Origin of the sequence: Micromonospora sp. AKA38 (assembly GCF_027925725.1) — a bacterium.
In the GTDB taxonomy this organism is placed as follows: Bacteria; Actinomycetota; Actinomycetes; order Mycobacteriales; family Micromonosporaceae; genus Micromonospora.
Genome location: NZ_BNEI01000002.1, coordinates 43,513 through 56,926 on the forward strand (window position 1 = coordinate 43,513; position 13,414 = coordinate 56,926).

10 protein-coding genes and 1 riboswitch are annotated in these 13,414 nt (G+C 72.7%); of the genes, 4 read left to right on the top strand and 6 right to left on the bottom strand.

Going from position 1 to position 13,414, the window contains the following annotated elements; translation table 11 throughout:
- Positions 1 to 314: 314 nt before the first annotated feature.
- Positions 315 to 869 (top strand): hypothetical protein, encoded by a 555-nt coding sequence (locus tag TPA0908_RS03835; protein WP_281934715.1) that lies wholly within the window; start codon positions 315 to 317, stop codon positions 867 to 869.
- Positions 870 to 923: 54 nt separating this feature from the next.
- On the opposite strand, the gene TPA0908_RS03840 is transcribed toward TPA0908_RS03835, so the two are convergent.
- The 4 genes from TPA0908_RS03840 to TPA0908_RS03855 form a co-directional block, all read right to left on the bottom strand.
- Positions 924 to 1,784 carry a C39 family peptidase gene (locus tag TPA0908_RS03840; RefSeq protein WP_281934717.1) on the bottom strand — a complete coding sequence of 287 codons (861 nt, stop codon included), beginning with the start codon at positions 1,782 to 1,784 and terminating at the stop codon, positions 924 to 926.
- Between the two features lie 199 nt (positions 1,785 to 1,983).
- Positions 1,984 to 2,123, bottom strand: a riboswitch (cyclic di-AMP (ydaO/yuaA leader).
- A gap of 312 nt (positions 2,124 to 2,435) precedes the next feature.
- Positions 2,436 to 3,191 carry a hypothetical protein gene (locus tag TPA0908_RS03845; protein ID WP_281934719.1) on the bottom strand — a complete coding sequence of 252 codons (756 nt, stop codon included), beginning with the start codon at positions 3,189 to 3,191 and terminating at the stop codon, positions 2,436 to 2,438.
- Positions 3,192 to 3,340: 149 nt separating this feature from the next.
- Complete coding sequence (locus TPA0908_RS03850; RefSeq protein ID WP_281934721.1) at positions 3,341 to 3,775, bottom strand: hypothetical protein; 435 nt, start codon at positions 3,773 to 3,775, stop codon at positions 3,341 to 3,343.
- 78 nt (positions 3,776 to 3,853) lie between these two features.
- The gene (locus tag TPA0908_RS03855; protein ID WP_281934723.1) at positions 3,854 to 5,062 is read right to left on the bottom strand and encodes an acyltransferase family protein; all 1,209 of its coding nucleotides are present in this window, start codon (positions 5,060 to 5,062) and stop codon (positions 3,854 to 3,856) included.
- A gap of 145 nt (positions 5,063 to 5,207) precedes the next feature.
- Here TPA0908_RS03855 and TPA0908_RS03860 point away from each other — a divergent pair, with 145 nt between their 5' ends.
- The 3 genes from TPA0908_RS03860 to TPA0908_RS03870 all read left to right on the top strand — a co-directional run bounded on the left by TPA0908_RS03860 (position 5,208) and on the right by TPA0908_RS03870 (position 8,622).
- Entirely contained in the window at positions 5,208 to 6,533 is a 1,326-nt protein-coding gene (locus TPA0908_RS03860; protein ID WP_281934725.1) for a polysaccharide pyruvyl transferase family protein, read from the top strand.
- A 42-nt stretch (positions 6,534 to 6,575) separates the two neighbouring features.
- Positions 6,576 to 7,211 carry an alpha-ketoglutarate-dependent dioxygenase AlkB gene (locus tag TPA0908_RS03865; RefSeq protein WP_281934727.1) on the top strand — a complete coding sequence of 212 codons (636 nt, stop codon included), beginning with the start codon at positions 6,576 to 6,578 and terminating at the stop codon, positions 7,209 to 7,211.
- A gap of 70 nt (positions 7,212 to 7,281) precedes the next feature.
- On the top strand, positions 7,282 to 8,622 hold the full coding sequence (locus TPA0908_RS03870; RefSeq protein WP_281934728.1) for a uracil-xanthine permease family protein: 1,341 nt from the start codon (positions 7,282 to 7,284) through the stop codon (positions 8,620 to 8,622).
- Between the two features lie 100 nt (positions 8,623 to 8,722).
- On the opposite strand, the gene TPA0908_RS03875 is transcribed toward TPA0908_RS03870, so the two are convergent.
- Both TPA0908_RS03875 and TPA0908_RS03880 read right to left on the bottom strand, forming a co-directional pair.
- Complete coding sequence (locus tag TPA0908_RS03875; RefSeq protein WP_281934729.1) at positions 8,723 to 11,212, bottom strand: DNA gyrase/topoisomerase IV subunit A; 2,490 nt, start codon at positions 11,210 to 11,212, stop codon at positions 8,723 to 8,725.
- Between the two features lie 32 nt (positions 11,213 to 11,244).
- Positions 11,245 to 13,284, bottom strand: coding sequence for a DNA gyrase/topoisomerase IV subunit B (locus tag TPA0908_RS03880; protein ID WP_281936231.1), 2,040 nt, complete (start codon positions 13,282 to 13,284; stop codon positions 11,245 to 11,247).
- Positions 13,285 to 13,414: the final 130 nt, after the last annotated feature.

Consider the following 13,414-nt stretch of genomic DNA (forward strand, 5'->3'; position numbering starts at 1 on the left):
GATGTGTGGGCGCGCGTGAGAGATCCATAGCGTTCCAGTAGCGGGCATGCCTCAGTGGGGGGATTGTCCGGTTCGGCGGTGGTGGGCGGCACGCTGGCGGCGGAATCGTCGACGGGGCGGCGGCGTTGTAGACGGGTGCACGGCCGAGGAAGGCAAGCCCCCCCGCCTGGGAATGACGGTGGACCCCCGGTCGTTGCACACACTTCCGGCGCCGCGACGAGGCCCCCCGCCCCGCGAGCAGCCAGAACTTTCTCGTGCGCCTGACGGTGCCCGCACCCCCCCCGGTGCGTTGACCCCCGAATGGAGCCCCCGCCATGAACACGATGCTGCGTAAGAGCGTGCTGGGTATTGCTGGTCTGGCTTTCACCGGTGGTGTGTTCGCCGGTCCGATCGCCGGTCATGTCGAGTCCGCGCACGCCGCTACGGCCAAGCCGGTCACGGCGGTGGCGAGTGTGCAGGGTGAGCAGTCGACGATCAACCTGAACGACGAGCAGACGGCGAACGTGAAGGCGATCATCGCGGCGACGAAGAAGGCCGGGCTGCCGGAGCGGGCTGCGGTGGTCTCGATCGCGACCGCGTTGCAGGAGTCGAAGCTGGAGAACCTGGGCCATCTCGGCGACCGCAACGACCATGACTCGCTGGGTCTGTTCCAGCAGCGCCCGTCCTCGGGTTGGGGCACCCCGGAGCAGATCACCGATCCGGAGTATTCGACGCTTGCGTTCCTGAAGGGGTTGAAGCAGGTTGACGGCTGGCAGGACATGCCGCTGACCGAGGCCGCGCAGACGGTGCAGGTGTCGGCCTACCCGGACGCGTACGCGCAGTGGGAGAAGCAGGCCACCGACCTCGTCGGCAAGCACTGGAACAGCTGAGACGACGCGAAGGCCGGCACCCCGGACAGGGGTGCCGGCCTTCGACGCGTACGGTCAGGCGGAGTAGCCGCGCGTGGCCATCCAGTTCGCCAGATCGATGGTGCTGATCCAGTACGCCGGCAGCGACGGGTCGGCCGAGTCGGCGATCCGTACGGTCCGACCGTCGTTCTGGTAGCCGACCACGGCGATGTAGTGGCCGCCCGGGAACGAGTGCCAGCCGCCGTTGGTGTCGGTGGCGTCCCCGACGACGTTCGAGACCACCGCCCGGCCGTTGCGGACCGCGTTGACCACGTCGGCCTGGAGTCGGTCGATCTGCGCCTTGGTGGCCGTGCCGGGGATCATGCGGGTCCGGTACGGGTCGCCCTTGACCTGCTGGTTGAGCACCCGGGTGGTGTCCTCGGCCGAGTTGGTGCCCATCTCGGTGGTACCGAGCGCGACGGCGAGCGTGTCCTGGCTGCGCTCGATGCCGGTGGCGCTGAGCGCGTTCCGCACCGCGGCCGGGCCGCAGTAGTAGTAGGTGGTCTGCGCCTGGTAGTCGTAGTCGAGCACCTTGCTCGACGGCGGCTTCGGCGTGGCCTTGCGGGTGGTGTCCGGGTCGGCGACCTTCGCCGTGGGCGAGGCGCTGGGCGAGCGGCGGGGCGAGGCGCTCGGCGACGCGCTCGGCGACGCGCTCGGCGACGCGCTCGGCGACGGGACGGCGATGCGCGCCTCGCTGCGGCTGGCGGTGTCGCCGAGGCGGGAGCCGAGTTCCGCCACCGCGGCGGTGCTCTCCTGCCGGGTCGGCGCGTCGTCGGTGGCGGTCAGCGCGGCGCCGGTGCCACCGGCCAGCACGAGGGCCGCCGCCGAACCGGCGATGATCTGGTACGGACGCTCGGTCGCGAGGCGACGCAGGTGGCGCTTCAGGTGGTACTTCACGGGTTTCCTCCACGGGGTGGGCGGCACGCGCCGACCCCGCGCGTGGAGGAACTCACACGCGCTGGCGGGCGGGACGGCCGCGGGAAGTCGCCCGGATGCCGGGCGGGACGGGGTCGGAAGCGCGTCGCGTCAGGCGAGCGCCGGCACCCCGGGGCCGTGGAGGCGGGGAGACGTTCGGGGGGTGGTGGGCACGGGATGGAACTCCTTCCGTGGCCGCCGACCGGGTTAGCTGACGGATTCGGGCGGGAAGTACGCCCTACCGCGGCCGTGGGCTCGCGGATTCACCCCGGTGTTGCGTTGGGTCCCCGGTTCGTATGCACGATTAGGCGGGTCGGCGCGGCGTCGCCATCTGCGATCGGGAACCGCACCGGACGCGCCGACACTACCGGCGGGTACAGGCCCTGCCAAGCGCTCTCACCTGCGTAAACATCCTCGACGACTACGGATTCGGAACAGCCGGTCACCGACCTCCCTCAATGGGACAAGCGGCTACGTCGGCGCCGTGCGGCAGGAAGCGGACATCCGGCCGACGAAGAATCGGGCAGCGGGCGCAGCAGGGGCCATCGATCCGGACGGTCGCCGGCGGACGGCACCGGTGACCGGCCTCACCGGTTTCGGGTAACGATTCGGTCGACGTGCTCCCCGGGACGCTCAGCCGACGCGGGCCGGACGCCACCGCACCGCCGACGGGGCCGGGACGCGGCTCGCCGACGAGACGCGGGACGTGGGCACCGGCCGCAGCGCCGTGGCAGCCGCGCACGCCTCGGCGGCGAGCGTGCGGGCCGCCTCGGCGGCCAGTTCGGCGTCCCGCCACGCGAGGCGTTCCCGCTCGGCGGCCGTCTCCCAGCCGGCCCGCCGCCCGTCGCGGACGGTCCGGGCCAGCACGATCTCCTGCTCGGCCGGGTGCCGGCGCGGGTCCCACCCGTTGCGGTGGGCGAGCACGTCGGCGAGCTGGCGGGCGGTCAGCTCCCCCCGCCAGTGCGCCGTCATGGCGGCGTGGTGCAGCCAGCGTTCGCGCGCCGCGTACTCGGCAGGGGTGCGGGGTGTGTGCGGGGCGGGCAGCGCGCCGGCGCCGGCCAGGCGGCGGGCGGCGGCGTCCGCCTCGTCGTAGGCGGTCCAGGCCCGCTCGGCCTCGCTCTGGGCGGTCAGCCACTGCTCGCGACGGCGACGGGCGGTCTGCGCGGCCCCGGCGGCGGCCATCGCCACCTCGTCGGCGTACCGGGCCAGGTCGGCGCGGTGGAGCGCCTCCGCGTCGACGGGTTCGAGTGCCGGCTCCCCCGCGCCGTCGCGTTCCGGTCGAGCGACCAGCACGGCGAGCAGGACGAGGGCGAGCACGGTCAGCGCCGACCAGATGGCGGCGGCCTCGGGGACGGCGGTGAGGAAATTGAGGAGAACGGTCTGCGACATGGTCGGCACCTCACGGGAGACAGTGGCGGGTAACTCCGCACGGCCGGTCGGGGGCGGGGCGCGGCCGGAGTCCGGGCGCCGCCGGGCCGCCGAGGGGCGGTGCGGGGTGAGGTTCGGTGGGCGCGGTCACGGGCCGGGCCCGTGGCGGCTCAGCGGGCGGGCGGGGCCCGCGGACCGGCCGGAGCCGGCGGCTGGCCGACCGGGAACGGGTGCCGCCCGGTCGGGGGCGGGGCATCGCCCACCGGCTGCGGCTCGGGAACGCCGACGCGGCTCCGCTGCCGATCGACGGCGGGGACGCCCTGCCGCTCGACGACGGTGTCGCCCTGCCGCTCGGTGACGGTGTCGCCCTGCCGCTCGGCGGCGGTGTCGCCCTGCCGGTCGGCGACACTGCCGTTCGGCCGTTCGGCGGCGTCGGCCCGCAACCCGGCGGCTGGGCCGGCCGCCGCGGGTGCGATCGGGGACACGCCGGTCGGCAGCGTGGCGGCGCCCAGCGAACAGGCGACGACCACGGCCAGGCTGGCCAGCATCCGTGCGACCCAGCGCGCCACCCACCACACGGGACAGGTGAGCGCGATCGGAGCCACGGGAACAAATTACCGCCGATCCGGGCACGGCGCATCGTCGCCCGGCGTGTCGCGACGCCGTTGACCAGGGTGGACCGCTCAGTCCGGCCGGCGCCGCCCGGCGTACTCGATCGACGGGTCCGGCTCCCCGGCGGACGCCGCGCCGGTGTCGTCGGCGGCCGCGCGCGGTGCGGGCACGCCCGGTGTCGGCGCGGCGGCGGCCGGACCGCCGCGGGCCCGGCGCGACGGGCCGAGGCGGCGCATCATCGGCTCCTCCACCCAGCGGTGCAGCACGGCGGCGAGCGCCAGGGTGAGCAGTAGGAAGCCGAGCACCGCGAGCGGGCCCCGCCACCCGGGCAGCCCGGTCCCCCAGTCCCCGGTGAGCCGCAGCACGGTCACCATGACCAGCACGTGGACCAGGTAGAACGCGAACGAGACCTCACCGAGCCAGAGCATCGGCCGGGACCGCCACGGGGTCCGCCGGCCCCGCACGTCGGCGTTCGCCGCCGCGGTGATGACCAGCAGGTACGCGACGGCGAGCAGCGCCGCCCAAAACTCGGCCCGGATCCACAGCGCGGCGACCGCCCAGGTGGCGACGAAGGCCAGGCTGGCGGTGGTCAGTCCGGGGCCGCGCCAGCGGTTGCGGCGCATCAGCTCGGCCGCCGCCGCTCCCATCCAGAACTCGAACGAGCGGGTGACCGGGAAGATCTGCGTGAACCACCACCGCTGCTCCTCGGGCACCAGGTGCTGGCCCGGCCAGAGCGCCAGGATGAGCAGCGGCGCGGCGACCAGCACGGCCCGGAGCACGCCGGTACGCGCCCGGCGCAGCCACGGCACCACCAGGGGCAGACACAGGTAGAAGGCCAGCTCGCAGGAGAGCGACCAGCTCACGTTGTTGATGCTGTAGAAGTAGCCGTTGAGCGGGATCCACGCCTGGACCAGGAACAGGTTCCCGATCGCGGCCCACGGCAGTACCGGGTCGGCGAACCAGGCCGCCACGGCCAGCGCCGCCAGGAACGTCACCACGTGGTTCGGGTAGATCTTGGCCGCCCGGCGGCGCAGGAACGTCCACCCCGACTCGCCGTCCCGGTACGACCAGACGAGCACGAAGCCACTGAGGATGAAGAAGAACTCGACGCCGGAGAGGCCCAGGCTGAAGACCTTGCCCATCACGGCCTGCCACTGCGGCTCCGCGATGATCCGCATGGTGCCCGCGTGGAAGCCGAAGACCAGCAGGGCCCCCATCCACCGCAGCCCGGTCAGCGACGGCAGACGCGGAGCACGGGTGGTGGTCGGGGCGCTGGTCATCCCGGGCACCTTACCGGGTCGCCGGGGGCGGATTCCGGCGCGGCGACGTCCGGGCCGGTCCCGGCGGGCGGCGGATAGGATTTCCGTTCCCGCGCGGCGGGGCCCCACCGGGCCCGCCGGGCCCGTACGGAAGGTGAGCAACCGGATGCACCAGCGGATCCTCCTCCGCGCCCGCAAGGGCCCGTTCGACGTCCTGACGCCCGAGGAGACCTTCGCCGGCAACTGGATCAGCGACAACACCGGCAACCTGGTCTTCAGCCACGCCGCGAACAAGCTGCTGGCCACCTCCACGGCGGAGGTCACGTCGACCCGGAAGCTCGCCGACCCGCGCGACGCCGACGAGATCAACGAACGGTACGACGTCTTCGTCATTCCGCTGGCCAACGCGTTCCGGCGCAGCTTCATCAACCGCCTCGAACCGATGACCCGGCTGATCGAGCGGCTGAAGATCCCGGTGGTGGTCCTCGGCGTCGGCGTGCAGACGAACGTCGACGGCGACCGGGAGTACCTCCGCCAGATCGACGAGCCGGTGAGCGCGTTCTGCCGGGCGGTGCTCGACCGGTCGCACAGCATCGGGGTGCGCGGCGAGATCACCGAGAGCTACCTGCGTACGCTCGGTTTCTCCGCGGTGGAGCAGATCGGCTGCCCGTCGATGTTCCTGCACGGGGACACGTTCACGCTGGCGAAGACCCGGCCGGAGCTGACCACCGACGCCCGGATCGCGCTGACCATCTCCCCGTACGTCTCGTCGATGGCCCCGGTCGTCCGCCACCACCGGGAGCGCTACCCGAACCTGTGCTACGTGCCGCAGGACCTGCGCACGCTCGGCACGCTGCTCTACGGCGACGCGCCCGAGCACCGGGGCAAGCACAGCGAGATGCCGCTGCACACCTCGCACCCGCTCTTCGTCGAGGACAAGGTGCGGATGTTCGTCGACCCGTGGACCTGGATGGCGCACCTGTCCGGCTTCGACTTCAACTTCGGCACCCGCATCCACGGCACCATCACGGCGTTGATCGCCGGCACGCCCGGCTACCTGTTCGCGCACGACTCGCGGACCCTGGAGCTGGCCCGCTACTTCGGCATCCCGCACCGGATCATGCGGGACGTGCCGGCCGACGTCGACGCCGCCGACCTCTACGCCGAGGCCGACTACACCGCGCTGACCGAGGGCCACAAGGCCCGCTTCGACACCATCACCGCGTTCCTGGCCAAGCACGACCTGGGCACCTCGTTCGCCGACGGCGACAGCGCCGCGGCGTTCGACAGGCGGGTCGCGGAGACCGAGTTCCCGCCCGCGGTCCGCCCGGCCGCCGCCAGCGGACCGGCCGAGCTGCTGATCCGCATCCAGCGGCTCCACGACGAGAACCGCCGGCTCGCCGACACCGTGCGCACGCTGCGCGCGCAGGGGCTGCGCGAGCGGATCAAGCAGGCCGTCCCGGACCCGGTCCGCCGGATGCTGCGACGCTGATCCGTCGTACGCCTGTTCGACCGCCGGGGTACGATCGCCTGCGTGTCCGACGTCGCGTACCAGCCCTCGATGCTCGACCTGGCCGAGCACGGGCCGACCCTCGGCCCGCTCGCCGGGCGGACCCGGCACGAGCTGAGCCGGGGCGCCTGGGTCGACCACCTGCCCGGCTGGGTGCGGGGCTCCGACGCGGTGCTCGACACGCTCCGGCACGACGTGCCGTGGCGGGCCGAGCGCCGCACCATGTACGACGCCGAGGTCGACGTGCCGCGCCTGCTCTGCTGGTACGCCGCCGGTCGACCGCTGCCGCACCCGGTGCTCACCGCCGCCCGCGACGCGCTCACCCGGCACTACGCGCCCGAGCTGGGGGAACCGTTCGTCACCGCCGGCCTGTGCCTCTACCGCGACGGCCGGGACAGCGTCGCCTGGCACGGCGACACCAAGGGCCGCTCCGCGCACACCGACACCATGGTGGCGATCGTCTCGTTCGGCTCGCCCCGCCCGCTGCTGCTGCGCCCGCGCGGCGGGGGCGGCCCCGGCCTGCGCTTTCCGCTCGGCCACGGCGACCTGGTGGTGATGGGCGGCTCCTGCCAACGCACCTGGGAACACGCCGTGCCGAAGACCACCCGCCCGGTCGGGCCCCGGGTCAGCGTCCAGTTCCGCCCCGCCGGGGTGGCCTGACCCGGCCCCGTGCTAGAAACAACTCCCAGGGTCGATCACGCCCCCGTCACCCGAGACAAAGGGCGAGGCGATGACCCAGTTCCCCACGTGGGCCGTGCACGGCGACGGCCGGTCGGTACGCCCCGGCGACGTGGTCCATCCCGACGAACGGCTCTCCTGGCCGCGCACCGTCGGGGTGGGCGTGCAGCACGTGGTCGCCATGTTCGGCGCCACCTTCACCGTGCCGCTGATCACCGGCTTCCCGCCGGCCACCACGCTGTTCTTCTCCGGCCTGGGTACGCTGCTGTTCCTGCTGATCACCGGTAACCGGCTGCCGTCGTACCTCGGTTCGTCGTTCGCGTTCATCGCCCCGGTGATCGCCGCCAAGACCGACGGCGGCATCGGCGCGGCTCTCGGCGGCATCGTGGTCGCGGGCGCCGCGCTGGCGCTGGTCGGCGTCGTGGTGCACGTGGCCGGCGCCCGGTGGATCGACGCCCTGATGCCGCCGGTGGTCACCGGCGCGATCGTCGCGCTGATCGGGCTCAACCTCGCGCCGGTCGCCTGGGACGGCGGCGGCGCCGGCACCGGCGTCAAGGCGCAACCGCTGATCGCCGTGGTCACGCTGCTGGCCATCCTGGTCACCACCGTGCTGTTCCGCGGTTTCCTGGCCCGGCTGTCGATCCTGCTCGGCGTGGTGGTCGGCTGGCTGGTCGCGGCGCTGACCGGCCAACTCGACCAGCAGGCGGTCACCGGGCTGCGGCAGGCCGCCTGGGTGGGGTTGCCGGAGTTCCACACGCCCAGCTTCAGCCTGCGCGCCGTCGTGCTGGTCATCCCGGTCATCCTGGTGCTGATCGCGGAGAACGCCGGGCACGTCAAGGCGGTCGCGGCGATGACCGGCCGCAACCTCGACCGGCAGATGGGCCGCGCGTTCCTCGGCGACGGCGTCGCCACCGTGCTGGCCGGCTCCGGCGGCGGTTCCGGCACCACCACGTACGCGGAGAACATCGGCGTCATGGCCGCGACCCGCGTCTACTCCACCGCCGCGTACTGGGTGGCCGGCGGCACGGCGATCCTGCTCGGGCTCTGCCCGAAGTTCGGCGCGCTGATCCTCACCGTGCCGGCCGGTGTGCTCGGCGGCGCCACCACCGCGTTGTACGGCCTGATCGCGGTGCTCGGCGCCCGCATCTGGATCGAGAACCGGGTCGACTTCCACGACCCGGTCAACCTGTTCACCGCCGCGGTCGCGGTGATCGTCGGCGCCGCCAACTACACGCTGACCGTCGGTGACCTGTCCTTCAACGGCATCGCGCTGGGCACCGCCGCCGCCCTGGCGATCTACCACGGCATGCGCCTGATCGCCCGCCTCCGCAACACCACCCCCAACCCCGACCCCGACCACTCCCCCCACCCGCACCCGTCGACTGAGCGTTGATCAAGGAGTTTGCGTCTGCCGGTGCGCCGGAACAGACGCAAACTCCTTGATCAACGTGAGGGGGTGGGGGGTGGGTGGGGGTGGGAGGTGGGGGGTGGGGTCAGTCGCGGTCGATGTGGTGGCCGATGACGGTGGGGCCCAGCATCACGGCGAAGCCGGAACCGTCACGGCGCGGATCCGCCGGGGGCAGGTCCACCGGGTCACCGTTGGCCGTCGCGCCCACCGGCCGCGGGCCGATCCAGGCCACCGACAGCTCCACCTCGCCCTTGAGGAGCCGCTGCGCGCGCACGCCGCCGGTCGCCCGTCCCTTCGCCGGGTACGCCGTCATCGGCGTCACCTTGACCGTGGCGCCGGTCGAGGTGACCACCATCGGCTCGCCGTGCCGCGGGTCGTCGGTGCGGACCGCGCCGAAGAAGACCACCCGCGCCCCCGCCGGGAGGTTGATGCCGGCCATCCCGCCGCCCTTGACGCCCTGCGGACGGACCAGGGACGCCGGGAAGCGCAGCAGCGACGCCTCCGAGGAGACGAACGCCAACGCCTCGGTGCCGTCGGTCAGCCAGGACGCGCCGACCACCTCGTCGCCCTCCCGCAACGAGATCACCTCGAACTCGTCCGAGCGGACCGGCCAGTCGGGCGCGCACACCTTCACCACACCCTGCCGGGTGCCCAGCGCCAGACCGGGCGACCCCTCGGCGGACGGGCCCAGCGGCGCCAGCCCGACCACGGTCTCCCCCGGCGCCAACGGCACCAGCTCGGCGGCCGACATGCCGCCGCGCAGCGACACCGTGCCGGACTGCTCCGGCAGCACCGGCAACGGCAGGACGTCGATCTTGAACGCCCGGCCGGCGCTGGTGACCAGCAGCACCCGCCCCCGGGCGGTGGAGTGCACCACGGCGCGTACCGCGTCGTGCTTGACCCGGCCGCTGCGGCGACGCGCCTCGGCCGCCTCCTCCGACTCGGCCGCGGTGCGGGCGACCAGCCCGGTCGCGGAGAGGATCACCTGACACGGGTCGTCGGCGACCTCCAGCGGGCCGGCCGGCACCGAGGCGGCCAGGACCTCCTTCAGGTCGCCGTCGACGAGCGTGGTGCGCCGCGGCACGCCGAACTGCTTCACCACCGCGGCCAGCTCGTCGGAGACCAGCTTCCGCAGCACCTTCTCATCGTCCAGGATCGTCGACAGCTCGGCGATCTCCCCGCGCAGCTTCTCCTGCTCGGCCTCCAGCTCCAGCCGGTCGTACCTCGTCAGCCGACGCAGCGGGGTGTCCAGGATGTAGCCGGCCTGGATCTCGGAGAGCTTGAACTTCTGCATCAGGCCGTCCTTGGCGGCCTGGGCGTCCTCGCTGGCCCGGATCAGCTTCACGACCTTGTCGATGTCGAGCAGCGCGATCAGCAGGCCGTCGACCAGGTGCAGCCGTTCCTCCCGCTTGCGCTTGCGGTACGCGGTGCGCCGGGTCACCACCTCGTAGCGGTGGGCCAGGAACACCTCCAGCAGCTCCTTGAGCCCGAGCGTACGCGGCTGGCCGTCCACCAGCACCAGGTTGTTCACGCCGAAGGACTGCTCCAGCGGGGTCAGCCGGTAGAGGTCGGCCAGCAGCGCCTGCGGGTTGACCCCGACCTTGCACTCGACCACCAGGCGGGTGCCGTTCTCCCGGTCGGTGAGGTCCTTGACGTCGGCGATGCCGGTCAGCCGCTTGGTCTTGTTGACCTCGTTGGTGATGGCCGCGATGACCTTCTCGGCGCCGACGCCGTACGGCAGCTCGGTGACGGTGATGGCCTGCCGGCCCCGGCTGCCCTCCAGCGGGCCGATCTCCACCCGGCCACGCATCCGCACCACGCCGCGCCCGGTCTCGTACGCCCGGCGCACCTCGTCCAGGCCGAGCAGCAGCCCGCCGGTGGGCAGGTCGGGGCCGGGCACGAACTCCATGAGCTTGTCGAGCGTCGCGTCCGGGTGGTTGATCAACCAGCGGGCGGCCTGGACCACCTCGCCGAGGTTGTGCGGGATCATGTTGGTCGCCATCCCGACCGCGATCCCGGACGCGCCGTTGACCAGCAGGTTCGGGAAGGCGGCCGGCAGCACGGTGGGCTGGGTCAGCGAGCCGTCGTAGTTGGGCTCGACGTCGACGGTGTCCTCACCCAGCTCGCCGACGAGCAGCATGGCCTCCCGCGACATCCGGGCCTCGGTGTAGCGCGCCGCGGCCGGGCCGTCGTCCGGGCTGCCGAAGTTGCCGTGCCCGTCGATGAGTGGGACGTTGAGCGAGAAGTCCTGCGCGAGTCGGACCATCGCGTCGTAGATCGCGGTGTCGCCGTGCGGGTGGTAGCGGCCCATCACGTCGCCGACCACGCGGGCCGACTTGACGTGTGACCGGTCCGGCCGAAACCCCGACTCGTGCATCGACCACAGGATGCGCCGGTGGACGGGCTTGAGCCCGTCCCGGGCGTCCGGCAGGGCGCGGGAGTGGATGACCGAGAACGCGTACTCCAGGTAGGAGTCGGAAACCTCGGTGACCAGCGGGTTGTCGAAGACCCGGGCGCCGGCCTGGTCGAAGGCGGAGAGATCGGCCTTCGCGCGGTCGTCCTTGCGGCGTGCCATGGTGCAGCTTCCTTCCGAAACGAACGCGGTGGTCAGGCGTCGATGGCGTCGCGGTCGACGCGGTCGGCGGAGTCGATGAGCCAGTTGCGGCGGGGCTCGACCTTCTCCCCCATGAGCAGTTCGAGGATCCGCTCGGCGGCGTCGACGTCGTCGAGCGTGATCCGGCGGACCGCCCGGGTGGCCGGGTTCATGGTGGTCTCCCACAGCTCGTCGGCGTCCATCTCACCGAGGCCCTTGAAGCGCGGGATCGGGGTGACGATCTGCTTGCCGGCCTTCTCCAGCTTGCGGACCGTCGCCTCCATCTCGGCCTGGGTGTAGGTGTAGACGGTCTGCGGGTTACGCCCCCTGGTGGTGATCTTGTGCAGGGGCGGCATCGCGGCGTAGAGCCGGCCGGCCTCGATCAGCGGTCGCATGTAGCGGGCGAAGAGCGTGATCAGCAGCGTCCGGATGTGCGCGCCGTCGACGTCCGCGTCCGCCATGATCAGCACGCGGCCGTAGCGCAGCGTGGACAGGTCGAACGTCCGCCCGGAGCCGGCGCCCAGCACCTGCACGATCGCCGCGCACTCGGCATTGTCCAGCACCTGCTGGAGGTTGGCCTTCTGCACGTTGAGGATCTTGCCCCGGATCGGCAGCAGCGCCTGGTACTCGGCGGATCGGGCCAGGCGCCCCGTGCCGAGGGCGCTGTCCCCCTCCACGATGAACAACTCACTTCTGTCGATGCCTCCGGCGCGGCAGTCGACCAGCTTGGCCGGCATGGCCGCGCCCTCCAGCGCGGTCTTGCGACGGGCCGCGTCCTTCTGCTGCTTCTGGGTGAGCCGGACCCGGGCCGCGTCGACGATCTTCTGGAGCACCGTGCGGGCCTCGGCCTTGGTGCGGCGGTCGTCCAGCCAGCTCTTGAGGTGCGCCTCGACCAGGCCCTGGAGCACCTTGGTGATGCCGGCGGTGGAGAGCTCGTCCTTGGTCTGCGAGGTGAACTGCGGCTCCGGGATCCGCACGTGCACCACCGCGGTCATGCCCTCCAGGACGTCGTCCAGGGTGGGCGCGTCCTCCTTGGGCTTGAGCAGGCCCCGGGTGGTGCGGGCGGCCTCGGCGAGGGTGCGGGCCAGCGCGCGCTCGAAGCCCTTGCGGTGGGTACCGCCGTGGGCGTTGCGGATGGTGTTGGTGAAGCACTCGACGGTGCGGTCGTAGCCGGTGCCCCAGCGGAACGCGATCTCGACCTCGGCGCGACGCTGCACGTTGGACTGCATGACGCCGTTGGCGTCGGCGGCGTTCTCGCGGTAGGTGCCCTCGCCGGTGACAAGCAGCGTGCCGGAGACCGGGCGGTCACCGGCCGGGGCGAGGAACTCCACCATGTCGGTCAGGCCGTCGGGGAAGTGGAAGCGCTCCTCGACGGCCTGCTCGCCGGTCTCGTCGCGCAGCCGGTAGGCCACCCCGGGGACCAGGAAGGCGGTGTTGCGCAGCTTGAGCCGGACCGCCTCGGTGTCGAGCGTGGCGCCGGTCTCGAAGTACCGCGGGTCGTGCCACCAGCGGATCGAGGTGCCGGTGCGCTGGCCACGCTTCACGGCGCCGACGACCTGGAGACCGGGACCGGGGGTGAACGGCGCGTCCGGGCCGTCGCCGTCGAAGATCCCGGGTACGCCGTGGCGGAACGACATGGCGTGCACCTTGCCGGCGCGGCGGACCGTGACGTCGAAGCGGCGGGAGAGCGCGTTGACGGCGGAGGCGCCGACGCCGTGCAGGCCGCCGGAGGTCTTGTAGCCGGAGCCGCCGAACTTGCCTCCGGCGTGCAGCCGGGTGAGCACCAGCTCGACGCCGGAGATGCCGGACTTGGCGTGCACGTCGGTGGGGATGCCGCGGCCGTCGTCGTCGACCTGGACCGAGCCGTCGGCGTGCAGGATCACGTCGACGGCGGTGGCGTGACCCGCGACACCCTCGTCGGTGGAGTTGTCGAGGATCTCGTTGACGAGGTGACCCACACCACGGCTGTCGGTGGAGCCGATGTACATGCCGGGGCGCTTGCGGACGGCGTCGAGGCCCTCCAGGTGGGTCAGGTCGTCGGCCCCGTAGAGCATCTCAGGCTGTGCGGTCAACTGGTCGTACTCCCAGGTCTCGGCGGTGTGGTGCCGTTCACCGTGAGCGGTCCCCACGGCGATCGCCGGGCGCGGCGCGCCGCAGCGAGCCTAGCCCGGCGCTCCGACAGGT

Coding starts and splice junctions, on each gene's coding strand:
- TPA0908_RS03835 (WP_281934715.1), top strand. CDS start 315: ATGAACACGATGCTGCGTAAGAGCGTGCTGGGTATTGCTGGTCTGGCT.
- TPA0908_RS03845 (WP_281934719.1), bottom strand. CDS start 3,191: ATGTCGCAGACCGTTCTCCTCAATTTCCTCACCGCCGTCCCCGAGGCC.
- TPA0908_RS03855 (WP_281934723.1), bottom strand. CDS start 5,062: ATGACCAGCGCCCCGACCACCACCCGTGCTCCGCGTCTGCCGTCGCTG.
- TPA0908_RS03860 (WP_281934725.1), top strand. CDS start 5,208: ATGCACCAGCGGATCCTCCTCCGCGCCCGCAAGGGCCCGTTCGACGTC.
- TPA0908_RS03870 (WP_281934728.1), top strand. CDS start 7,282: ATGACCCAGTTCCCCACGTGGGCCGTGCACGGCGACGGCCGGTCGGTA.
- TPA0908_RS03875 (WP_281934729.1), bottom strand. CDS start 11,212: ATGGCACGCCGCAAGGACGACCGCGCGAAGGCCGATCTCTCCGCCTTC.
- TPA0908_RS03880 (WP_281936231.1), bottom strand. CDS start 13,284: ATGCTCTACGGGGCCGACGACCTGACCCACCTGGAGGGCCTCGACGCC.